13 protein-coding genes are annotated in these 25,414 nt (G+C 45.4%); 1 reads left to right on the top strand and 12 read right to left on the bottom strand.

Annotation, left to right across the window (positions count from 1 at the left end; translation table 11 throughout):
- Positions 1 to 33: 33 nt before the first annotated feature.
- The 7 genes from G5B43_RS04845 to G5B43_RS04815 all read right to left on the bottom strand — a co-directional run bounded on the left by G5B43_RS04845 (position 34) and on the right by G5B43_RS04815 (position 13,417).
- On the bottom strand, positions 34 to 3,279 hold the full coding sequence (locus tag G5B43_RS04845; RefSeq protein WP_165293589.1) for a SusC/RagA family TonB-linked outer membrane protein: 3,246 nt from the start codon (positions 3,277 to 3,279) through the stop codon (positions 34 to 36).
- A gap of 197 nt (positions 3,280 to 3,476) precedes the next feature.
- Positions 3,477 to 6,362 carry a sugar-binding domain-containing protein gene (locus G5B43_RS04840; RefSeq protein WP_165293588.1) on the bottom strand — a complete coding sequence of 962 codons (2,886 nt, stop codon included), beginning with the start codon at positions 6,360 to 6,362 and terminating at the stop codon, positions 3,477 to 3,479.
- Between the two features lie 12 nt (positions 6,363 to 6,374).
- Entirely contained in the window at positions 6,375 to 7,685 is a 1,311-nt protein-coding gene (locus G5B43_RS04835) for a rhamnogalacturonan acetylesterase (protein ID WP_165293587.1), read from the bottom strand.
- Between the two features lie 94 nt (positions 7,686 to 7,779).
- Positions 7,780 to 8,949: a Gfo/Idh/MocA family protein gene (locus G5B43_RS04830; RefSeq protein ID WP_165293586.1), complete on the bottom strand. Its 1,170-nt coding sequence runs from the start codon at positions 8,947 to 8,949 to the stop codon at positions 7,780 to 7,782.
- Between the two features lie 18 nt (positions 8,950 to 8,967).
- On the bottom strand, positions 8,968 to 9,960 hold the full coding sequence (locus G5B43_RS04825) for a sugar phosphate isomerase/epimerase family protein (RefSeq protein ID WP_165293585.1): 993 nt from the start codon (positions 9,958 to 9,960) through the stop codon (positions 8,968 to 8,970).
- A 27-nt stretch (positions 9,961 to 9,987) separates the two neighbouring features.
- Positions 9,988 to 11,274, bottom strand: a complete 1,287-nt coding sequence (locus G5B43_RS04820; protein ID WP_165293584.1) for a Gfo/Idh/MocA family protein — start codon at positions 11,272 to 11,274, stop codon at positions 9,988 to 9,990.
- A gap of 295 nt (positions 11,275 to 11,569) precedes the next feature.
- Positions 11,570 to 13,417 (bottom strand): silent information regulator protein Sir2, encoded by a 1,848-nt coding sequence (locus G5B43_RS04815; RefSeq protein WP_165293583.1) that lies wholly within the window; start codon positions 13,415 to 13,417, stop codon positions 11,570 to 11,572.
- 233 nt (positions 13,418 to 13,650) lie between these two features.
- Here G5B43_RS04815 and G5B43_RS04810 point away from each other — a divergent pair, with 233 nt between their 5' ends.
- Positions 13,651 to 15,549: a family 43 glycosylhydrolase gene (locus G5B43_RS04810; protein WP_165293582.1), complete on the top strand. Its 1,899-nt coding sequence runs from the start codon at positions 13,651 to 13,653 to the stop codon at positions 15,547 to 15,549.
- Between the two features lie 19 nt (positions 15,550 to 15,568).
- Here G5B43_RS04810 and G5B43_RS04805 read toward each other — a convergent pair whose 3' ends face one another.
- The 5 genes from G5B43_RS04805 to G5B43_RS04785 all read right to left on the bottom strand — a co-directional run bounded on the left by G5B43_RS04805 (position 15,569) and on the right by G5B43_RS04785 (position 25,409).
- Complete coding sequence (locus G5B43_RS04805) at positions 15,569 to 16,633, bottom strand: hypothetical protein (RefSeq protein ID WP_206367244.1); 1,065 nt, start codon at positions 16,631 to 16,633, stop codon at positions 15,569 to 15,571.
- A 131-nt stretch (positions 16,634 to 16,764) separates the two neighbouring features.
- A complete protein-coding gene (locus tag G5B43_RS04800; RefSeq protein ID WP_165293581.1) occupies positions 16,765 to 17,892 on the bottom strand; it encodes a glycoside hydrolase family 88 protein in 1,128 nt (375 codons plus the stop codon).
- 10 nt (positions 17,893 to 17,902) lie between these two features.
- Complete coding sequence (locus G5B43_RS04795) at positions 17,903 to 20,053, bottom strand: hypothetical protein (protein WP_165293580.1); 2,151 nt, start codon at positions 20,051 to 20,053, stop codon at positions 17,903 to 17,905.
- 30 nt (positions 20,054 to 20,083) lie between these two features.
- Positions 20,084 to 23,686 carry a DUF4450 domain-containing protein gene (locus G5B43_RS04790; protein ID WP_206367243.1) on the bottom strand — a complete coding sequence of 1,201 codons (3,603 nt, stop codon included), beginning with the start codon at positions 23,684 to 23,686 and terminating at the stop codon, positions 20,084 to 20,086.
- A gap of 10 nt (positions 23,687 to 23,696) precedes the next feature.
- Positions 23,697 to 25,409 carry a glycoside hydrolase family 28 protein gene (locus G5B43_RS04785; RefSeq protein WP_165293579.1) on the bottom strand — a complete coding sequence of 571 codons (1,713 nt, stop codon included), beginning with the start codon at positions 25,407 to 25,409 and terminating at the stop codon, positions 23,697 to 23,699.
- Positions 25,410 to 25,414 lie beyond the last annotated feature (5 nt).

Here is a 25,414-nt window from a genome sequence, read left to right as displayed (position 1 = left end):
GATTCCTTTCATTTTACATTACCTTATTAAAAATTAAAAGTTAGCCCGGATACTGAGTACGTAGGATTGTGGTAGAACGGTATTATTGTTGCTTCCACCGAGCGGATTACCGTCACCTGAAGACCTTTCCCAGTTCGTGTCATCATCGGGATTATAGCCCATTTTGACAGCGTCTTTCCCGAATATGAAGGGGTTCAGCACCTGTGCATTAAATTGTAAACCTTTGACGAAGCGATTTGTCAGCAGCACCTTCGGTAGGTCGTAGGTCAACGAGATATTACGGACGGAAACAAAGGAACCATCGTGAAACTGCATCGCAACCCCTGTATTCTCCCTGTTCGGTAGATTACTCGCCTGTGGCCACCGTCCCTCAGGGTTGTCCCAGGACCAAAGGTCATTTTCTACCCGTCCATTCGGCCAGATACCGCCATAAGAATTTGGATAACCCCCAAAAAAGGTTTGCCCCCATCTCGCATAGATAAATGTACTCAATGTTAAGTCTTTATAGCGAAATGTGTTGGTGATACCACCAGACCATTTTGGACGGTTAGTTCCTCTGATTACCATATCATCTGCCGTTATACGATAGTCACCGTTTTGGTCAACCACCCGTACAGTTCCAGGATAAAAATCATGTCCATTCTCGTTAAATCTCTCGATTTCGGCGATATCTTCCGGTGTCCCTTGCCATATCCCCGCATTGTCTAATTGGTAAAATACGTGGAGCGGCTGGCCAATAAACCAACGTTGTGCCAACATATCCTGTTTACCGTTCTGCAACTCCACGATTTCTTCATGGTTGGTATTCCAATTAATAGACGTGCTCCACGTAAAATGTTCTTTTTGAATATTGACCGTGTTTAAGGTTATTTCAAAACCTCGGTTCAGGGTTTTTCCTATATTTTCCAATTTTTCTACATATCCCGACACCGGGGGCAGCGAACGCGTAAGAAGCAGATCCGATGTGTTGCCTTGATAAAATTCCAAACTACCGCTTACTCGGTTGTTCAATACATTAAAATCTATACCCACATTGTACTGCGCCGTCTGCTCCCAGCCCAGAAGAGGATTTCGTACCAACTGCGGCAAATAGCCAATGGCGGCATTTTCTCCAAACACGTAAGGATTGCGGCTCAACGGCCCTCCCGAAGTATAGGGATTCACCGCCGAATTGCCCGTAACACCATATCCACCGCGCAACTTCAACTCGTTCAGCCAGGAAACGTTCTGCATAAAATTTTCATCCATGACGTTCCAAGCCAATGCAACGGAAGGATAAAAATGCCATTTATGCCCAGGTGCCAATACGGATGCTCCATCATACCGACCTGTCGCTGTGATAAGGTATTTACCTTTGTAACCGTAATTGACACGTCCCATGTAGGACATCAGCGTTTTTTCCGAAAAACCAGTTCCATAACCATTAGGACGACCATTAGAATTGGCAGCCAGATCGTACCAGTAACTGATATCGTATACCGTTCCGATAACATTTGTCGCCGTGCTCTCAAATTGTTCCCGCTGTGCAGACTGCAATAAAGTCACATTCAGTCGGTGGTCCTCTCCAAAATTTTGATCGACATAGAGCAAATTTTCAGCTACCCAAGAAAACCGTTGCTCGTTTGTATAGCCGGCGGTGTTAGGTCTGTTGTTCAGGTGATTGGTAGCTCCCGGCCCCGTCCAAGCACCTGCTCGCCAATTTCGGAACTGCGCCCCAAAATTGAACCGATATTTTAGCCAAGGCAAAAACTGCACCTCGGAAAACAAGGTAGGTGAAATCGCATAGGTCTTTCGTTCGTTCTTCACCTGATCAATGTCCATAATGGGATTAAAAAGTTGCAGGTTGCCCCCCGGATTAAGGATCCAATTGCCTTCAGGATCTTTTGGGGTGGCATAAGGAAATTGATCCAATGCACGCGAAAGAAGATTCTTCGAACCGGTATTCGAGGTATTCGTCGAGATACCGTAATTCTGCAAGGAAGTTGATGCGAGGATACTTGCACCAAATGTCAGCCAATCGGTTGCTGTTATATCGCCGTTCAAATTGATATTAAAACGCTCATAATCCTGATCTTTTAGTACGCCTTGTTGGTCAAAATAATCTATGGAAGCGTATATACGTGATTTTTCCGTGCCCGAAGACAGCGACACTTGGTGATTTTGTGTTACTCCCGGACGTGTCACATCGCCTACCCAATCGTAGGTCGGAATATTAGCCGCGTTGTAAACGGGTACTTCTGCCGGCCAGCCCATCGCACGTTCGGCTGCTGTTGTCGGGCGCATCTTTACAGTCGTTCCAAACTCCTCCCATTCATAGCCCTTCCACACGTTATTTCGTGCATGGATATCCTGTGCCAACCCCATTCTGCTTTCATCTTCAAACGGATCTGGGTAGCCCATTACTACAGGTGAGAAGCCATCTTTAAACTGCGCAGTTTCGTATAATCCACCGTTCATCAAGCCTTCCCGCCAGCGATCGATATATTGCCCCCCATCCATCCAATCGGTTAAGGACCTATATCGGTCGATCGTCGCGGTACCACGATAAGCAGCCGTCACCTGGCCGGCTTTCCCCCTTTTTGTCGTTACCAAGATCACGCCGTTGGCCGCACGTGATCCATAGATGGCGGTCGCTGATGCATCTTTCAAGACATCCAGCGATTCAATGTCATTTGGACTGATATCACCTAGACTTCCACCCACCAAGGGGATACCGTCAACCACAATTAGCGGATCATTCTGAGCAGTCAAGGATCGATTCCCCCGAATTCTAATGCCTGGTGTTTCTCCGGGTCGAATATTGCTAGCCACGTTTACACCGGCGGCTTTCCCCTGTAACGCTTCTGATATATTCTGAACCGGTCTTTCCTGCAATTCTTCACCCGAAACACGGGAGATTGCACCAGTAACGTCTCTTCTCCGTTGCGTACCATAACCGACCACAACGACCTCTTCTAAATCTCGTTCGTCTTGTATTAACATGATATTGATCTGCGTACCAGTAACGGGTACCTCTTTTGATAGATATCCGATGGTCGTAATAACTAAGGTCTGCCCCTGCGTCGCGTCGATGCGAAACACGCCTTCGACATCTGTACTGGATTGAATGGTACTCCCCTTTACCGACACAGTAGCGTTAGGGATCGCTTCGTTGGTTAACTCGTCCGTTACCCTACCGCTAATAGTAGACGTCTGCGCTTGGGCAGACAAAAGAGACGTGTAAAAAATGTTACAGGTGATATAGCATATCACTGTCAACATTCGAGATATAAGTTTCATAGGAATAAAATGTTTCATATAAAATTTGTTTTTAATGGCTGTATGGAATAATCATCACAGACTTTTACGGGGCAATCTGCCGGTAAAATTGCTGTTACAATTTATTCTTCTACGAAGTTATCTTTTTGTTAAATCGGCAGCAACCTGCGGTATCCTGCTCGACTACCCCTTTTACCTGCATAACAGCGATGCCGTCTTTAGTGCTGCAGCATCTCTTTCAAATCCGGCTTCAATTCATCTGGAGAAGACCTGGTATAGGTATCGAAGGTAAGCGTCGACTCCTTTGTCACCAAGTTCTGTATGAGGCGTATGTCAATCTCCTGTGCGGGCTGAAATGAGGACGAAGCCATATAATTGACGATGCTGTGGTATAGATTTTTTCTAACGATATTTTCTGAATCTTCGGAAAGATCCGCCGAAGAAACTAGTATCTTTCCCTTACCCACCTTCGCTTCAAAAAGTAAAGCTAAGCGTCTATTCATAAACCAAGTGTCAATAGGCTGTACCAATGGTCGGAACGACGCCGGAAAATCCTCCAAATGCATAACTTGGGTTTTATGCAAAACATCCCACCATTGAAGACTGCTATGGTTTTTTGTTGGAAAAGACGCAAACGCAGCGTGCCGATCATCCAAGGTAATACCAAGGGTATGTGGCGGGCGCATTTTAAACCAAGAGGTGTTCCAAAAAACAGGACGAAAATGCTGTTCGATTTCTTTGCCTTTCGTAATTTTCCCTGACAGATTCAAAAATACGGTGCCTCCGCCGGCCAACGCCTGACTGACCCGATCGTTTATCTCCGTTGCATAAAACACATCGTTGGATAAGACAGGTAGCTCTTTAGGATAGATATAAAAATCCCAATCATTGCTGATCTCCGTTCCTTCCAAAACGATTTCCAGCTTCATTTCCTTCGCTGTCCTGATTCCATCTAGTGGAACCTCTATCTGCTCTATGTTTTCATGAAGCCCAAGATCCAATTTATCTACGATAAGTTTTCCTTCCGCATACGCGTTGCGCTTATTATTTAGCAAGCGCCAGTTCAGCGTAGGATTTTCTAAGGCACGCTGGCCAAAATGGACGACGTCTATCGAAAAACGAAGCGTTTCGGAATGATCAAACACAAATTTTGGCGTACGTATCAGTAAGACAGTGGTGTCACAAGCCTTCCGAAACTCCTTGGCATCTATATAGCCTTTTTCTTCCCAAAAGGCGTCCAGAAGTCCTACCATCGCCGTCCCTTGCCCCGGATAATCGCTTAAAGACAGCAGTTGAAATCCAGAATAACCTGGCGTACGGAAAGCCCTTTCCATTTCGTGTTTATAGGCCAATGCCTGTAAACCGCCGGAAGCCTGTAAAAATATCTTAGCCTGGTCTCCCATGTGATGGTCGTTCAGATCTTCTTCAAAAAGTTCAAAATTTTTTGCACGATACGCACCTGTATATTTTTCTATCTCCTCAAAGTTGGGAAACACGCAGTGTTGCCCTAACTCATGTGCTACAAAAGGAACCGTAAATTGTGCGATCTGCTGTCTAAAGTCGCTCTGGCTCTCCGGTCTTCGGTTCCAATCTACACCTCGAGCCCCCGCCCGGACCATAAACTCATTATTTTGTATGACCGGCCAACTACCTCCCACAGATGCTCCGGTATATAGTCGACGTGCATCCTTCGCTTTCCAATAATTCACAAAAGCAGTTAGGTAAGGAATCTGGTTACCACGCGGTTCATTACCATATGCCATCATACAGAAAGAGGCATAGTTCCCGTATTGCCGTGCCATGCGGCCGGTCTCCTCGTAAATATATTGATCGATAGGCTCTCCTCTTCCAAGTGACGAACCATGATTTGCCCAGCTCGGCCCTTCAGGCTGTAGATATAAACCTACGATGTCAGCGGCCTTAAACGCAGCTTCTGGCGGACACCAGGAATGGTAACGCACATGGTTCAAACCGTAGGATTTGATCTTACGGAAAATCTTCAGCCAACTGTCCACATCTGTATCCGGATAGCCTGTAATTGGAAACACCGCATTATCGCAGGTGCCCCGTAAAAACGTTTTCCGCCCATTCACATAAAAATATCGGCCTCTCGCTTTAAACTCCCGCATACCAAATGTTACCTCTCGCTCATCCAAAAGGTTTTCACCATCATACAGCTGAAAAGTGGCACGGTATACATTCGGGTGAAACTCGTCCCAAAGCAACATCCCTTCGCCCAGCGTCATCGATAGATCTATGGTATCCTTAACATTTCGAGGCTGAATGGTACGCGTGTACCTTCTAGTCTGATGAAACACCGAACTATTGAAACTTTCAGCTTTATATAGAATGCGTAGCTCGCTAGTTCGGTTGGTTCTTACGTTCAAACGGATATTCGCTTTTTTTTGATGGATATCCGGGTAAACTTGTATATCATCCAAGTGGATTTTCGACCGCTTTTCCATCCCTATCCGTCCTATGATACCATTCCAATTCCCTTGGGTATGATCCGTTAAACTATGCGAATCAGGACCGACGTTAATTGTTTTGATACGGTTATCTACACGTATGGTAAGCGTATTGTTCCCTTCTTTTACAAGATCTGCAATTTCAAATTGATGCGCAACGACCATACTGTTTTGCGTCCCTACTTCCTTTCCGTTTACCCAGACGGATGCTTCAGTATGCGGCTGCTCCAAAAACAGATTGAGGCTACCCCGCAAGTCGTTGGCCGAAAGCACAAAATCCCGCTGGTACCATGCTACGCCCACATAATGTTTCAAAGGAGTTAACCAGAAAGGTAATTTTAAGTTATCTGATTGCCGAAATTTCTCCAATCGAGGATGATAGTAGAAGGAGCTGTCATAAATACTTCCAGTCCATTGCGTTTCGAGCGTAATCACATCGCCGATGTTTTGCTCCACCAGTGAACCGGGCAATCGGACCTCCTCCTGCAGCACCCGATCAAACCAAAACTGCTCCGTCCCTACATCGTCTCTATCGAGCGCAAATCTCCAGGAACCAGAAAGATCAATAAAATTACGCTGTGCCCAGACCTCCGAAACGAACAGGGCCAAAATACACACAAAAATAAATCTGTTCATCAGTTTATACCTTTAATTTCCATCCGGCTTCCTATCACTATTTTTTACACTCAACGGCCATTCCCAATCTTCGTGCGCATCGGGCTTGGTAGATTTATAACTTTTAAAATCAATAATATGTTTGCGTATATCTAAGCGGTTGTCGATGATACCTTGAAGTACCATTTTTGCGATTTGGTATGCGCCATAGGTATTGAAGTGTGTGTTATCTTGCAAAGACTCGGGTTGCTCTGGAAACGTATTTGCAGCATAATGAACAAATGCTTGTTTCGAGCCTTCCACACCTAAAGTTTCGTAAAATGTGCGGGTCATCTTATTCAGATCGATTAGCGGCACCTGTAATTCCTGAGCTACTTTACGGGCGGCATTGGGATAGTCGGCTAAGGTATATTGTAGCTGCCCGTTGGCATTAAAAGAACGTCGCGCTGTTGAGGTAACAATAACTGGCGTACCGCCTATTGCGCGAAAAGCTTCTACAAAATAGCGCAGTCGTTCGGTATAGCCCCTGTAAGCACCCTCTTTCTCATCTTTTTCTTTTTGATCGTTATGCCCGAATTCGATAAAAAGATAATCGCCTGGTTTGGCGATGGTTAATATTTTATCCAGCCGTTTAGACGTTAGAAACGAACTCAACGCTAAGCCTGATTCCGCGTGATTGGCAACCGTCATTTGAGTATCGAAAAAACGAGGAATCATCTGACCCCAAGATGCCCATGGTTCATGTTCTTGATTAACCACCGTGGAGTTACCAGCCAAAAAAATGGTTGGTACTTCCTGGACCTGCTCTACCCTTATGTAGCGTATATTGTTGGTATGTTGAAATTCTAACGTAAGTTTATCGTCCCAGTCCAACTTTTCTAATTCGCGCGGCTTTTTCAAGCGCACATATTCTCCCTCACGGATACGTGCATCTTTTCGATTCACGATAAAGCTTCTTTGTACCTCTTTATGCCGCGGTACGTTTACTTGTTCCAACTGCAGTCGTCTTGATTCGGAACGGACTGTACTGTTGAATTCGCTATCGCTCAGCCCCTGGTATCCAATTGACACCTTATAATTTCCTTCGGGCACATTGACGGAGAAATAGAAGGGCTTGTTACTAAATAAGATATGGCTACCTTCCCGTATCTCGACATTTTCTTCGGAACCAAATTCAAAACCATATTGTCCGTTTGCCTCGTACGGTTCAGCAGTTTTTAAAATAACAGAGCGATCGCTAAAGGCTTTGCCAAAACTGAACTCGTATTGAAGAATTTGAGCTGAAAGCGTCGATACACAAAACGGCCATACCAAACTTATGACGATGTTGTAAAATTTAATCATTTCGTATGTGCAATGATTTATTTATGGCATTGCTATACGCAAGTTATTGTTTTACTCGCTCAGCGGCAACCCGTGGCAACCTGCCTCTACCCTTTTATTCCACCCATTTTACCCACTTGGCATCATCATTCCATCCAGCTTTCACAATCGTTTCAATAAACTGCATGCCTCTCACCCCGTGGTCTACGTCGGGAAAGTCCAGCATTTCCGCTGTTGGGTGTTCGCCTGCTTTATGCGCGGCTACCGTAAGCGCGAAATTACGATAAATGTTCGCGAACGCCTCGATAAAGCCTTCGGGATGTCCTCCTGGCGTTCGTATATTCCATCGCGCGCGTTGGCTTAAATAAGGATAGTCTCCCCCAATATAAATAATCTGCTCGGGGTTATGGCTGGTATTGAAGAATAACTTATTGGGATCTTCCTGTACCCATTTTAGGCTGCCCTTCTCGCCATAGACACGGATATTAATATTGTTTGCATTGCCAATAGCGATCTGACTGGCCGCCAGCAAAGCTTTCACGCCTTGTTCCATCCGCATCATAGCTGTGCCATCGTCGTCAATAGGGCGCCCGGGGACAAAGGTGTTCAGTTCGGCGCACATTTCTTTAACCTTCAATCCGGAGATATATTCACAAAGATGCCAGGCATGCGTGCCAATATCACCCATACAGCCCGCCTTTCCGGACAGCTTGGGGTCTGTACGCCAACCGGCGTTATTTCCACTTTCCTTTTCGATTCGTTCTGCCAGCCAGCCTTGTGGATATTCTACATAGATGCGGCGTAGCTTGCCAAGTTCACCTGCGGCTATCCGGGTCTTCATCTCCTTCACCACCGGATATCCAGCGTATACATGTGTCACCGCTAATATCAATCCGGTTTCCGTTACTTTCTGCTGCAAGATCTTTGCCTCTTCCAAAGAGAATGTCATAGGCTTATCCACCACAACGTGCATACCGTTGTCCAGGGCGAGCATAGCCGGTTCGAAATGATGGTTATTCGGCGTGACGATAACGACGAAATCCATCCGCTCCTCCTCCGGTAGTGCGATCTCCCGCGCAAACATCTCCTGATAGGAGCTATATATACGGTTGTCGGGAAGGTTATAAAACCTTCCCGACTCTTTAGAGACCTCCGGCTTTGAACTGAAACAACCACAAACCAGTTCGATCTTATTTTCCATAAGGGCGGCCCGCAAGTGAATGGCACCGATAAAACCGGTGAGACCACCACCAACCATGCCCATCTTTAACTTTCTACTTTTCATATTCCACGATAAACAAGGTTAATCTTTTGCAAAAAAAGCATCAAATGCGTGTTTGGACATTTGAAAATCAATGCGTTTTGTAAACTCACAGGATTCACGCGCACCGTGTTCACGGTCCATGGCACTATCTTCCCATTCTATAGATAGCGGCCCTTGATAACCGATAACGTTCAGTGCGCGAATGATATCTTCAAAATTGATTCTCCCTCTCCCTACACTTCTGAAATTCCAATAACGACGCGGATCACCAAAAGCAACATGCCCACCAAACACGCCCACCTGTTTGGGCGTATCACTCCAATAAACATCTTTCATGTGGACGTGAAAAATACGATCGGGAAACTGGTAAATAAAGTCCACATAGTCAACCCCCTGATACCCTAAATGACTGGGATCGTAGTTAAATCCGAAAGCAGGATGATTCCCCACAGCTTCTAATGCTCTACGAGCCGAAACGGTATCAAAAGCAATCTCCGTAGGATGTACTTCTAATGCGAAGCGGACACCTATTTTCTCAAACGCGTCCAGAATGGGGATGAAACGACGGGCAAATGCTTGATACCCCTCTTCAATCATCCATTCAGGAACGGGAGGAAACGCATAGAGCAAATGCCATATCGGACTTCCGGTAAACCCGACGACGGTGTTTACGCCTAATGATTTTGCGGCTTTTGCAGTTAATATCAATTCTTCTGCCGCACGTTGGCGAACACCTTCAGGTTCGCCATCGCCCCATATATAAGGTGGTAAAATACCTTTGTGCCGCTCATCGATTCGATCACATACCGCTTGTCCAACCAAGTGCGAAGAAATCGCTTTTAGCTGTAATCCATACTTTCCCAACAGGTTTTGGATGTCCTTATAATATTCGGGATCCGTTTGTCGTACATCCAGATGATCCGGTAATCCAAGTTCGAGTCCGTCGTAGCCAAATTCTTTTGCTTTGGCGCATACATCTTCCAATGATAAATCACCCCATTGGAGCGAGTATAATGTTACTAATCGAGACATATTGCTATATTTAATAAGTTTAGGGTGTTAAATTTGAGGCAGTTTATAACCGTTATGGTATGCTGATACCAGATAACGATTCGCCTCGGTATCCGTAAATTTTCGATTTTCTTTATTCCAATAGAGTTTCTTTCCGGTTCGATAAGCAATATTGCCCATTTGCGAAAAGATCGCAATGTGTGCTCCGGCTTCGATCGGCGCATGCAATAAAGTCTGGTCATTACGCTGTATGGCTTGTACGAAATTTGCCATGTGGTTGTCCAGTCCACTATCCTGACTTTTTTGAAACGACACTGCTGCCATCCGCTCGCCTTCCGGGATAACTTCCCATCCCCTTCTGTTCAGTACGAGTGTACCGTTATTACCGATAAACGCAACCCCGTGATCTTTGCCATAAGGTCCAAGGTCTATACCCGTAGCATGCTCCCACTGTATATTAAAATCATCAAATTCAAATACCGTCGTTAACGTATCTGGCGTTTCTGACGCATCATCGGGATAGGCAAACTTACCGCCCGCCGCCATCACCGATTTCGGATCGGACACCTTCATGCCTAACAGTGCGTAATCCAACATATGCACTCCCCAATCGGTCATCAGCCCGCCGGCATAATCCCAAAACCAACGAAATTCAAAGTGGAAACGATTAGGGTTGAACGGCCTTTCTTTTGCCGGACCTAACCATTGATCGTAATGCACACCTGTCGGGATAGGCTCGTCAGGTTTTACCGGTATACTTTTCATCCAACCTTGATAGGCCCAGGCCTTCACCAATCTAATTTTCCCCAGTTTGCCCGAGTGTACAAAATTTATGGCATCCCTAAAATGTTGTTGACTACGTTGCCACTGTCCTACCTGTACAATACTATTGTATTTTTGTGCTGCGGCCACCATGAGCTCACATTCGCGGATAGAATTCCCTATAGGTTTCTCCACATACACATGCTTACCCGCTTTTACGGCATCTACCATTTGTAGGCAATGCCAATGGTCAGGTGTTCCGATGATGACGGCATCCACGAGATCGCCTTCCAACAACTCTTTATAATTGATAAAGCGTTTGACTTCTATCTGCTTCTTCCGGAGTTCGTCTATACGTTGGTCTAGAATACGTTCGTCGACATCGCATAAGGCCGTACATTGCACGTTAGGTTGCTTCAGTAAGGCCATTAAGTTAGCCCAGCCCATCCCTTTTACACCGATGAGTCCCACTTTAAGGGTCTCTTGAGGGGGAGAAAAGGCATTTGCTTTATAGATCATGCCAGCCGCAGCCAACATAGCAGTACTTTTAATAAACTCTTTTCTTTTCATCATATAAGTTTAAATAGCTACAGGTATTTTAAATTCACCTTACGCTTTGGCAACATGTTGAGTGAAACCGGTTGCATAAAGTATAATTAATTGTTTAAGTTACGTTTAATCAACAACTTTTACAACATCTAGCTAGATAAAAAATTATTAATCGAAATAATCGAGGCGGCGTTTTTATCCGCGGTCTCGTTTTTTCATCCCATATGACTGTTTAACGCTTATATGATAATCGCAATTTTTGAAACGGTAGCATGAATTTATTGCGCCGTCCATTCCTACGCAACCTCTAGCAATCTGCTTATTCCCCCAGATAATACGACGGCACCGGTGCCTGTGGATAACCCTGGGAGCGCTGTAGCACATAGCTTCTATAAATGGGATCTTGCATCAGCGTTACTTTTCGATCTTTCGCGGGAATATCGGTATGGTAGATGCGCAACTCGCCTGGCAGCGCTGTTATCACCTCCTCCCGCCAATCGCCGAACAAATCGGCTATCATGATGATATCACCATAGATGCCACTGGCTATTTCATCGCCTTTCCAATAACCGATGGATTGATTTCTTCCACCTGAAGTCGATTCTGCACCCCAGCGATTATCATCACCGAAAAATAACTGACGTATATTACCTGCACCCCACCATATCCAGTTTCGACAAGGCGGGACGTCCTCGTTAGCGCCTAATTTTTCTCCCTGTGCACTCAACAGGTATTTATCGATTGATCCGCCCTTTTTATCTTCTGAGGCAAAACATTCTAATCCCCGACTGTTCGGGTCAATATCCGCGACCATGCCATCTCCGACGTGAAAGGTTTTATGGCCTACTCCCCAAATTCGTTCTCCGGTGTTGGCATCCACCGTAGAAACACCGTAGCCGTTATCGACCCACGGTTCAATAGCTAAAAAGACTTCCATTCCTTCTCTTTGTGGATCGATATCGGTCAAGTAAGCCTTATCCGAATGCCCCAAACCGGTCGACCAGCGTAAAGTACCATTGCTGTTTAGCATACAGGATCCTAATAAGATTTCATCCTTTCCGTCTCCATCAACATCGCCAGCGACCATGTTATGTGCGCCCTGGCTTCTAACAACAGGATTCTCTTCGTCACCATCCCATCTCCATAGCTTTTCTAGTTTACCATTATTCAACTGCCATGCGTCAACCACCATCAATCTATAGGTTCCGCGCGCAGCAAGAATACAAGGCGTCTTTCCATCTAAATAAGCCATACCAATTTGGTTTCTATTCTGGCGGTTTACGTCACCGTACCGATTATTCCGTTCTGGCCAAGCTACGCGAGCAATCTCTTCGCCTGTCATGCCGTCCAGCACCGATAGGTATTCGCTGCCTTCGTATATCCGTCCGGCTTCATTTTTTTGATAATCATCAGCAGCTGTTTTCAATGCTACCTCCGCCTTTCCGTCTCCGTTAAAATCGTAAACGATAAACGGGGAGTACCACACACCCGGCTCAATTCCCAATCCCAAATCCTTGGTCCATAAATAGGTGCCGTCGTGCAGATAGGCTTCAATTTTATACGTGGTGCCGTCATCGGGCGTAGGCACCCCCGGATCTACGTTACTATTCGGGTGACGAATGATGTAATCGTATCGACCGTCGCCGTTTAGATCCGCGACAGCTACTCGACCGGCTGTCACGCTTGAATCTTTCAGCTTGATGCTATGATAATTGGCTTCTCCGCCTATATTTCTTGGAAGAGACTTTTTTTCACTCAAAGTGCGTCCTTTCCCTTGAATGGCCTCCACCCAATACAGCGCATTTTCAGCTTTGATTTGCGTATCCGCAAAATCCGTCGTTTCTGTTATAGGTTTTTTATTCAGCTTCGTTTCTTTGCCATTTACAGAACAATATACATTAAACGCCACGTCTTCTTCATCTGTTTTTAACAACCTCCAGCTGATATGGGTCGCACCGCCTTCCTGGATACGCGCTAATGTCAATCCACGGTTCAAGCTTTCTTCAACTCTCGTTTGGACAAAGCCTTTCACATCTGGTTTTTGAGCGTGATTAGGCTTTAAAATCTCGTACATATAGTTACGCTCTCTTGTATCTTGTGAAAAAGCCAATGTACTTATAGCGAAAAACAGTATGGCACTGCAAAAAAAGGTCTTGATATAGTGCATAGGAAAAGGTTTATTTTATATGTGATATCCCCTAAGTTACTATTTCTAATTTCTTTTGGCAACCTGCACTGTCCTGATTTCAAAACAAATAGGGTCGCTATCCGTTTTCAACTGCTATCTAGCGTTACACAGATTGTGCGCTAATATGGTGCAAAGTGGCTAGGACAGCGCAGGTTGCCCGCAACACCAAAAAAGCATAGTATTGTAACTAATATAGCTTATAACCCTACGATATGAAACAAATCAAAATGACGTTCATCCTATTCGTCCTACTGCTATCGAGTGCGCAGCTATCCGCACAGAACAGCGAGGTGCTCGAAAAAGACCTCACCGGATACCTCTTTGCCTATTTCGGTAGTGGGGAAAACGGTGAAGCCATCCGGTTTGCCATCAGCCTTGATGGGTACAATTACTATGCCCTCAACGACAACAAACCCGTTTTGGACAGTAAGCAGATCAGCTCTGCCGGAGGACTACGTGATCCACATATTCTCCGCGCTGAGGATGGAAAAACGTTCTATATGGTTGCCACAGACATGATGGCTTCAAAAGGCTGGGATTCCAATCGCGCCATGGTACTGATGAAGTCAACTGACCTAGTCAACTGGAGTTCACACGTTATCAATATCCAGCAAAAATATGCCGGGCAGGAAGAGCTCAAACGGGTATGGGCACCCCAAACGATATACGAGAAAGAAACAGGTAAATACATCGTTTACTGGTCGATGAAACATGGAGATGGTCCCGACATCATTTATTACGCCTACGCAAACGGTGATTTTACAGACCTGGAGACAGAACCCAAGCAATTGTTTTTCCCGAAAGACGGAAAGCCGTGTATCGATGGCGATATTATTCACTATCGGGATAGTCTCTACTATATGTTCTACAAAACCGAAGGCCATGGAGATGGTATCAAATTGGCGACGAGTCCATCCCTTACCTCAGGAAAGTGGAAGGAAAAAGATGGATATAAACAACAAACCAATGAATCAGTAGAAGGTTCAAGTATCTTTAAGCTAAACAATTCGGATACCTATATCTTGATGTACGATGTCTATCGTAAAAGGGAATTTCATTTTACAAAAAGCGAAGACTTGGAAAATTTCATTCCCATCGATAATGAGATATCAATGAACTTCAAGCCGCGTCATGGTTCCATTGTTTCGGTCACCAATACGGATCTGCGACGGTTGATTCTGGAATGGGGCAAACCCGATGGGCTTCCCCCGCTTAACGATAATCCAATTATAACGGGTTATTATGCCGACCCGGAGATTATATATTCCTACAAGGACAAAAAATATTACCTGTATCCGACCAGTGACGGATTCTTGGAGTGGAGCGGCCATTATTTCAAAACATTCTCGTCCGAAAACTTATTAGACTGGAAAGACGAGGGCGTTATTTTAGATTTAGCAAAGGACGTTCCTTGGGCGCGTGAAAAAGCATGGGCGCCCTGTATTATCGAAAAAGAACAAAACGGAGAATACAAATACTACTATTATTACACCGGTGCTGGAAAAATTGGCGTAGCCGTATCAGACGAGCCTACCGGACCTTTTGTCGATTCGGGAGAACCTCTTGTCGACTGGAAACCGCAGGGAATAAATCGCGGTGCCGAAATAGATCCAGATATATTCCATGATCCAGTATCGGGGAAGGATTATCTGTATTGGGGGAATGGTTATGTGGCTGTCGTCGAACTAAACGACGACATGGTGTCGATGAAGAAGGAGACACTTCAAACCTTCTCTTTACCGCATTTCCGGGAAGCGGTTGAAGTTTTTTACCGCAACGGAATTTACTATTTTCTATATTCGGAAAACGACACCCGCAGTGAAGATTATCGTGTACGCTATGCGATGTCTAAATCCCCTACCGGCCCTATGGAAATCCCGGAAGACAACCTTATTTTGTCAAAAGTTCCTGAAAAGGGAATATACGGTACCGGACATAATTCGGTTCTACAAATACCCAAAACAGATGAGTGGCATATCGTTTATCACCGCTTTAGCCGTCCCAACGGCATTGATATGGGGCGTGCAGCCGGATACCATCGCGAGGTTTGTGTTGATCGTCTGGAGTTTTACGAAGACGGAAGAATAAAAAAAGTAGCACCGAGTTTGTGAAATGAGGTTCCACACATCACTATTTCACCCAGGCTAACGTGCATTTACCAATTCCATAAAATAACTTACCGTCTTTATTATACATGGCGGTGTAAACCACGGTGAAAGTGCCGTCCTCTTCTTCCACCGCGCCGAGCGGCGTGCGGGTAGCATGATCCCCTGGTTCAGCCCACAAATTATTATCGGATTGAATCTTCAATCGTACCTCGGGTTGCCAGCGGATACCATCTTCGGAAAGGCTATACGCAATTTCATGATCTCCCATAGCATCAAAAATTGCTAAATAGCCTCCATTTTTCAGTTCCGTTACTTGTAGGTTTTCGTTAAACTCCGGCGAAATCGGAACCGGATTATGCCCCTCCGGCATTCTTTCCCACGGCCCGCTCAATTTTTTAGCTGTTGCCATTCCCACCGGCCAATCGCCAAGGGGGGTGTGCGTGTGGCCGTCATAAAAAGCATACCATAAATCTCCTACTTTATATGGATTGAACGCTGCGATAGCCTGTTCGCCTTCCCACGCCTGTGAATTTTCATCCGGTTGCATGATGATTCCCATTTCTGCATACGGACCGGCAATGCCGTCCTTGCCCGGCACCACAGATTTTGCACGCCAGATCCGACCTGCGTAATCATTTGCTTCAATTTCTCCTTTTTCTTTATCTCCAGCACGATACGCAACATAGAAAATATTCCAAGCGTTTTCTTCCCCATTGAATTCGACACCGGTAACCCAGACCTCCGATTTCGGATTAAAAGGAGACCGCCCAGGAATACTCTCGACTATAGTTGATTTGCGTTTCCAGTTCACTGCATCCGAACTAGTCCAGTAGGCGATTCGCATATCTCTATGCGCACGATCAAACATTTCGTTAACGAACATGTGGTACACCCCATCTACCTTAATCATTTGACCGGTTTCAAATCCGGATTTATTCTTACTTACTATTACGTCAGCATGAAGATGATCGACAATAGGTCCTTGATGAATTTCCTTGACATATAGTTTATTGTGGGTTTGTGCAAATAGAAAGGGTATTAACATCAAATAAAATGCAACACTCAGGAAATGCTTTTTAGTCATCATATTGAAAATCTTCATGGTATCTTTGCTTCGTCGTTTTACAAAATCTGTTCCTACCGACAATATACAACCTAAACCGCAATCTTCAAAGTCCGGCAGTCGAACCCGACCTTTGACCCATTGTGATGTAACGCCTATTCCACCATCTTATACACTTCCGTTCCTGCCAATAATACACAACCTAAACCATAATCTTCAAAGTCCGGTACTTTGTCTACCGTTACCGGCTGACCATCTTTCGGTTCTTTACCTGTCGATTGTACATAACCTAAAAAGCCATTGGGTTGGATGGATTCCTTAGAGATAGCTGTCCAACCCTTTTCTACCACCGGCAGGTATGTTGCCTTGTCTAGGATACCATTATTCATGCCCCAAGCCATGCCATACACAAAAAGAGCGGTGCCGGAGGTTTCTTTCCCTCCAAAATGGTTCGGATCGTGTAAGCTGACATTCCAAAAGCCATCCGTACGCTGCAAAGGGGCCACGCCTTCTGCCAGGTTCTTGAAATCTGCTAAATATTCGGCATAATGCGGATCGGTGGCGGGCAACTCCTGCAACACCAATGCTAAGGCTGCCAGCACCCAGCCGTTACCCCGCGACCAATAACAGTCTTCGCCGTTCGGCTCCGTGTAGGGTGGAACGAAATCTTTATCGCGCCACCATAGCTTATCTTCCGAATTATACAAGCCCTTTCCACCTTCCACATATTTGATATGATGGTACATTTTGTACATATAATCGAAGTACTTTGGATCGTTTAATGTAACCCCTAACTTTACATATATCGGCATAGCCATCTGGATGGCATCAATCCAGGTCCAATCGTTATAACGGCCACTATTGATCACCGAATCGATATTCTTTTTGATCGCTTCAATCCGGACTGGTTGTGGGTCAATACGGTAAAGATCAATATACGTCATCCCACAGTTTTGGTTGTCGGCATGGCGGGTATACACTTCACCCCGTACAGGTTTCCAGTCATGTTTCTCTGCCCAATCAACCGCATAATCATAATATCTTTTTTCCGGATCAATTTTATAGAACGCCATTAATCCCTCATAATACACACCTCGTGTCCAAATATTTCCGCGACGCTCTTTATTGGTGATAATGGTTTTTCCTGGATCAGGCCACTTTTTCATGAAATAATCATTGGCCAAACGTAGTTGCTGTACCACTTCTTTCTTTGTCGTGAAGTCTTGTGCTATGGAAGCAATGCTTCCACAGCATAATAACACAAATAATAATATCTTCTTCATATACTCGCTTTTAAGGCATCTTTTTAAACCCTTCTTTCTTTATCTTCCAAGAACCATCCTTTGGGAAGCCAGGTATATCACCTTCCGCAGCATCCCAGCCTTCCAGCATCATCGCCACAGCTGTAAGTGTCCCACCGTTACCCGGCAGATAAATGCGCAGCCTACCGTCTTGATAGTTGTGTCCATTCTTAAGATAAGTATTCGTTTGGATATCCATAAAGAGTGCATCCAATGCTTTCTCCGGTAAATTCAAGCGAGCGGCATTCATCGCTGTCATCGGAAAATCCCAACCCCAGGTTTTTTCCCACGACCATTTAGCCCATACGGTATCCAGCGTATTCTTCATAATCATCTTGTCCAATTTCGGAGATTCAGGAACCATTCCCAACGCGCCAAGTACCGCTGGATGATCTGTCATCCATTTGGGAAACGTATAGGAATCCGTCGCCGTTTCGGTCGCCAGATAAACGTCGCCCTGCACCGGCAATGCTGCGAGTTTGTTGATCACTTTATCCCAAGCTTCTACACGTGGTTCGCCCAAACGTTCTTTCCATTCCTGGGCGACGCGTAATGCCCAATCCCAGTACGCTACTTCATATGTCGGATTGATGGTTTTGGCTGCCGGAAATACTTCCTGTGCTGGAATAACCCCCAGACCAAGATTATAGCGATCCTTCTCTTCATCGTAATATGCGTAATCTGCCATGAATTCTGCGGTGGCAAACACCAAGTCCTTGTATTTTTCCAACACCTTTTTGTCCTGCTTATCACGGTACGCTAGCTCCGTCATATAGATAATATGAGGTTGCTGCCAGATCAGGAAGGCCGCCACCGAAGAAGGGCTTTCGTTCCCATCGTTATCAGACATCTTAATCCACCGCACGCCTTTATAGCCTTGACGTTCCGCCAGTGCTTTTGCTTTTTCGAATGTGTGGAAATAATAATTCAGTGTTTTCTCCATAATTTCGGGGCGTCCCCAAAGTGCGAAATGAACGCCATGCCACCAGTGCATCTCCGTATGCGGTTTACCATACCAACTATTAAATGTCAAGCCTGTTTCCTGGGGCGGGTTGTCGCCACCGCACTGTACCTTCGTAAGGTATTGGGATAGCACCAAACGACGTTCCAATTCGTGTGCCCTCGGATCGGTACTACCTTCAAAATCAACCGCAGCACCGCTTTCCCAGAAAGCTTGCCAGCTATCCTCGCTCTCCTGTGCGGTCTTCTTGTAATCGGGTTCGCTAGCTCCAAAGCCATTTTCTTCTGCGAAAGCAAAGGAAAATTCAAATGTTTCGAGATCCGATGCCGGTTGATAGGCAAAATAATGTTTACCTGTCTCGGTGATTGTCCCCTTAGAATAGTTCAACCCTGTAAAATAAGTTGTTCCCGAAAGTGTATGTTCTAACACGGCAGCATGCTCCCCTTCAGAAACAATACGGCTCTGATGCTTGTCCTCTTCTCCATAATAAGCTGCTTCATCCAAAAACTGGCCTGACGGATACGGATAACGCACAAATACCTGTAGACGTTCAGCCGCAATCAATGGCGACGAAACCTTCACCGCAACTCTATCGGCCGACTGCGCTGCGGCGGTCCAAACTTCTACCGGTTCGCCTTCCACCATAAATTTGCTATGGATAAGACCCGTCCATAAGTCGAGCGTCTGTTCAGCCTGTTGAATATCGTCCACGGTAGCTTGCGCTCCGTTTTTTAGCGTAAACGCCAATCCTACATTTCCGAGCTGTAGGCGGTGTGGGTTCACCCGGTAATATTCTGTCGCCTCGGTATTTCTCCCCCCTTCTTTATGTTGGACGCTATACTTTGCATCCCGCCCTTCATTGTTGAAATCATACGACTTCAAGGTTTCTTCAAATTTGTAGTCTCCATCATTTGGAAAGGTATTCCATCCCCATTCGGACTGTGTTCCTAGTGATACCCCCTTTTTATAATATACAGGAAAAGACTGCATACCTGTGACATCAACCGTGTAGGCAAATACACCATTTCCCACGGTCAATGAGGCAAGTGTATCCGCCGATTGGTTTACGATATTATGGCGCTGTACAACCGCTTTTCGATCAATTTTATCATCTTCCTGCGTATGGCAAGAGGCGACGATCAGAAGCAATGCGCCAAATCCCGTTATCAAATTTCTTCTCATATAATTATTTGTTTTATTTTTTTAACATGCTCACTTCGCAAATAAAGTAACTGCAATAATACCGACAACCACATCATTGGTTTCGCTCACTAGTTGCAACGATTTCAGTGTTTTGGAACTATCCAGTGGCAAATCCAATATTGTTGCGGCACCTCCATCCACTGCCCGGTTCGTGTAACCTTTTATTTCCGTATAGTTGGGCAATTCCCCTCCTTTATACAGTTCTCCTGTTTTCAACCTAATCCGATAGGGTATCTCCTCATCTGGAATTTCAAAAGCGTAGTTGTCATCTAAATAGTCTTGTTCAATTGGCCACCAATTGGTCGGATTCTTCAAGTCCAGGATATCCTCCTCTCCATCGGTGTATGTCACTTTTACCCGTGCGTTTATCATTTCCGCCTGCATGGGGTTTGTGGATCCTGCCATTAACAGATAGGCTTTTTCTGCCTTGCCTTGCAAAGGCACCTCAACAGTCGTGGGATAATTATCCCATTGGCTGGTGAAAACTACATTTTTCGCATCTCCTTTAATCAGAAATGGAACTCCTAAATAGGTCACGGATTGCTCTTTTCGAGCCGCCATCAAACCGTTATCGTCGATCGAAGCTTCGATAAGCGGATAGCACCAATTACCAATTCCTTGCCAAGGCAGCTGTAATGTAGGTACATCTGGCCTCGGGGATAGATAACGTTGCTCAAAAATATCGCGTACGCGCGCATTATAAAAGCGGGACAAATCTTGTGGTCTGTACTTCCCTGGGTTTTCTATATCCCAAACGATATAACGCGCGGTCCATTGATCTTGGCCTGTACGAACCCGCAGTTTATTCGTACCCATCGACAATCCGGTAGTTGGTAAAGTTATTTCCACCGATTCCGATGAAGAAAGCTTAACCTCTTTTTTAACACCAATTCCATCAATGTCAACTACCTGATTTTGTGTCGTCCGATTTTTTAGACTAAGATAGTGGTGCTTATTCCGTTGTACAAAACCAGTTTGAACGGGCTGAACCAAATCCACGTTGATGGCTTGCCACCAAGTCATTTCACCTTGTCGAAGTTTAACGAAAAACGTACCTTTATGCGTGTGTCGAGTAAAGAAAAATCGTTCATCGTCCTGACCCCGAAGGATTTTTTGAGGATCATACACGTCTATTATTTCCACGCCCTCTGGGAGAGGAAGCTTGAGTTCTTCGGTGTAGGGATGCTCCACAGGCGCTACCGACATTAATTTAAGTTGTTTTCCGCCGATAATCTCGACCTTAAATTCTTTTGCTGCCGGCGCATCAAATACTAAGACCGGTCTATTGATCGACGACGGTTTTATAGACCACGATACTACATCGCCGTTTACTTTAACTGATTTTATCTGTGCATACGATACCGGAACTTCCATTTTCAGCTGTACAGCCTGTTCATACTGCGTACGGATATGGAAAGATAGGTTTCCTTGTTCACGTTTATACGCATAACGCCATTCCGGTAATTCGATCTCGGCAAAGTCCCAGTCTTGGGGGAATCCAGGTTTTATCAGGATCTCCCCATCCATCAATTTGGGAAGGAAACCAAAAAGTCCTTCCGTTAATGTACGGGAGGCTACACCTATCGGATCGGCAAAGTCCCTATACAGTTCTCCACGAAACGCATCGTAATGAGATAATTGCTGGAAATTCCCCGGACTTATTCCATGGTACATACTTTCCACCACATTGCTCTTCCACAAATGAAAAGCATCGTCTGGACGTCCGGATTGCCAATAGGCCAAAGCTCCTTGAAGATTCTCGGCTAACGCCACATTATTTACGGACCAAGTATAGGGTTGCCAGGTAGTTGTTGCTAACGTGTATAGCCCTTCGTGTTCCTTTCCTTCCACTTCAATGGGAATATGTGGTAAGTAATTATCGATATATTGGGTATTTTGATAGCTGTCAAAATCATCTAATAAGTAAGCATCCGCAACATGGTAAATCGTCCATAAACCTGGTTTATCGTGCACCAGTTTGTTTCCCAAAGCATCTTGATACTCCGCAAAATATCCCTTATTTTCCAGCCACAACCGCTCCCGCATGGCCATCTCTATCTGCTGTGCTTCCGCTTCGTAGATGGATGAGTCCTCTCCTAGCAGTCTAGCCAGCTTGGCCGCCGCAGTATTTGCACGGTAATTATAGGCGGACGTATGGGCAACTCCTCCCCCGGAATATTGCAGTCCATCGCTTGCCCAAATCGCGCAGTAGGCATCGTACAGTCCGTTTCTTTTAAAGTTCCTCCGCTCCCACGCCAAATGTCGCTCGATCGTTGGCCACATCTTTCGGAGATAAGTTGTATCCCCTGTATAATTGAAATGGGTAAATAACTGGTCAAAAAATACGAGATTCATATCATAATGATGCGCTACCGTATTGTTATTGGGATGTCGGGAGATATATCCACTTGAAAACATAGCCGTACCCATTTCTTCGATATGCCGAGCCAAATGCAAGGCTGTATCCATCACGACCTTAGCAGATTCCGGTTCCAATACCTGCGAGTTGGCGTAACTGGAAAAATGCTCTTTTGCGCGGTCATGCCAGCCCAAAGCATCTGTTGAATAGGCACCACGCCACGCATTTAAGCGCATACGCCAGGCAACGGCCCCATGCAGGAAAGTAGGACTTTCCCACACACCATCGGCGGCAACCGCCAAAGCAGCTCCAAAGGTGTTGATAAAGCGATCAGGTGTCTTCAGTTTGACACGCTCCGCCAACTGCAACCGTGCCTGCTCGGCGCGGTTATATCGGTCCTGAAGCATATCATCGCTATATACCTTCTTTTCCAACGGTCCTTTCGCTATCTGGATATATATCGGTGCTTTCTGTAGCGTATAAGTCGCAGATACAATCGGACTTTCCGCTGCTCCTTTTTGACCAAGTTGTGCCAGATCATCCAATACCGTTGCATCCGAAAGCCGAAGTTGAGTTGTCGCTGAAAAAGTACCGTAAATAAATTCCTCTTTCTTTTTCCCATCCAGATAAGTCAGCTCAAAGCTATTCTGCATGAGTTTATAACGGTTATCCTTTGCGTATTCGGGCAATAGGTAAAAACCTGATTCGGGGTCGGCACCAATATCTCCCCCCCGACTGAATTTACGTCCGCTTGCCCCGCCGTACAGCGCATGCAGCTTTGCCTCCGAGGGTATACCCTTGCCTTCTAGTTTAACAATAAGTCCTTCTTCATCTGCCTGCGCCAGCACGACGATATCGAGGTGTCCGCTTCCGATCAACGGATCCTGCACGCGATAGATCATCGATCCCGGTCGATATCGGGTTTCGATATGTTCGGCGTCGATCAATTTTTTATAGCTACCCTCTTTTTCTAGAACGAACTGCAGGTTGCCGGCCATGCCTGGCATATACAGCGCAAATTCGGGTAAATCACCCGCTTCTACACGCGAAGGCTTATGGTTTCCATATAACGCCCGATTAAAACGATACTTCCCGTTGACAAGCAGGAAATCACCATGATCTTCGGTATAATGCACGCTACGCGGATTCTTTTGCCAGTGTTTGGATTGCGCCAAGGCATCTAACCCTGTACTCCATAACAAAATCAAGGAAAGATATAGACTTCCCATCGTATACGTTATATCCTTTCTCATTCGCTTCATACTAGTTGACGGTATGTAATTTCAGTATATCTGATGGCGCGTCTTTTCTCATCTTGATTTGTTCTTCGGCGTAATTACCGTGGATGGCGATATCGGATGAACGACGGCCAGACACATCAAATATATCGGTTGTAGCGTCTGTCCGTAATCCTTCTATATGGACATTTCGTACGTTGCGCAATGTCAGCACGGATCCTTCTTCTGGGTAAATTGCCACATTTTTCAGGGTGATTTTTTCTGATTCCCGCAATTCACCCCCCACTTTAGAATGGACAATAAAGTTCTCTACATTGATATTTTCAATCATATGCTCCGGTAGTCCATAAAAATACATTGCTCTTCGTGCGCTCGCACAGACTACATCATTGATATAGATATTTTTAAATGTCGGTGTCGTTTCGTCCACTGGTGGAATTTCCTCGACTATCGCAGCCTCATCTCCATCTTCTAACGTCTCTACCACGGACTTGCCGCCGTAGTAAAGGTTAAAATGAAGGGGTTCGGTAGCGATGTCAAACATATTGATCTGGCGGATAAAAATATTCTCGACTACACCGCCACGTCCTCTACGGCTTTTGAACCGCAGCCCCACATCCGTACCCAAAAACTGACAGTTGGATACCAAGATATTTTTAACCCCTCCCGACATTTCGCTGCCCACGACGAAGCCACCATGCCCCTTGAATACGGTACAATTATCAATGATGACATTTTCGGTTGCTCTATTCCGTTTTCTGCCATCTTCATCTTTGCCCGATTTAATACAGATTCCGTCGTCGCCTACGTCAAATGTGCTGTTGACGATAATCGCATTTTTACAAGATTCCAAATCCAAACCGTCACCATTCTGCGCATAGGAAGGATTTCGTACTTGTACACCGTCCAAGATTACATTTTCGCACATCAGCGGATGGATATTCCAGGCTGGCGAATTCTGAAAAATCACGCCTTGCAAAAAAACATTTCGACATTCGATAAAACTGACCATCACCGGACGTAGGAAATCTCTCACGGACATCCACTCTTCTTCGGTTTTTAAATGGCGAGGCACGTTCATGTCACTAATGGTATCACCATGCAGATACTGTGCAGAAGGCATCCAATAATTATCCCGCTTGAACGCCCCTCCTGCTGATGTAGCCCGCTTCCAAAAGCTCTCCGAAACCTTCTCCTTCTTCAACGGGCGCCAATAATGTCCGTTACCGTCAATCGCTCCATTACCGGTAATCGCCACGTTTTCCAGATTCCTTCCCGAAATGGGGGACTGGCACCTACGCGTATCCAATCCTTCAAAAGAAGTTTCTACAATAGGATATAAATCTTTGTCGGGAGAAAACAAGATAATCGCCCGATCTTCCAAATGCAGATTGATATTGCTCTGGAAAACGATAGGTCCAGTAAACCAGACACCTGCCGGCACCCGCAATCGTCCACCTCCCTTTTGGGAAAGCGCGTTCATGGCCTTGGCAAATGCTTCCGTGTTCAACGTGGTGCCGTCTCCGATGCCTCCAAAATCAGTAAGTAACACTTCGTTCTTCGGAAATGTAGGCGGCGAAAGAACGGGCATATCAAAAGGTAAGTCCTCATATAAGTAACTGTAACCCGCTTGGCTGGTTTCTTGACCTTCGGCGGATAACCAACCCAAACCAACAAGGACTAATAAGGCAGTTTTCAGGCGCCACAACATTTTTCTCATATTTGTATTCTTATTCATCTAAT

The sequence above is a fragment of the Sphingobacterium sp. SGR-19 genome (genome assembly GCF_011043555.1).
Classification (GTDB): Bacteria; Bacteroidota; Bacteroidia; order Sphingobacteriales; family Sphingobacteriaceae; genus Sphingobacterium.
This window is presented reverse-complemented; position numbering and strand designations above follow the sequence as displayed.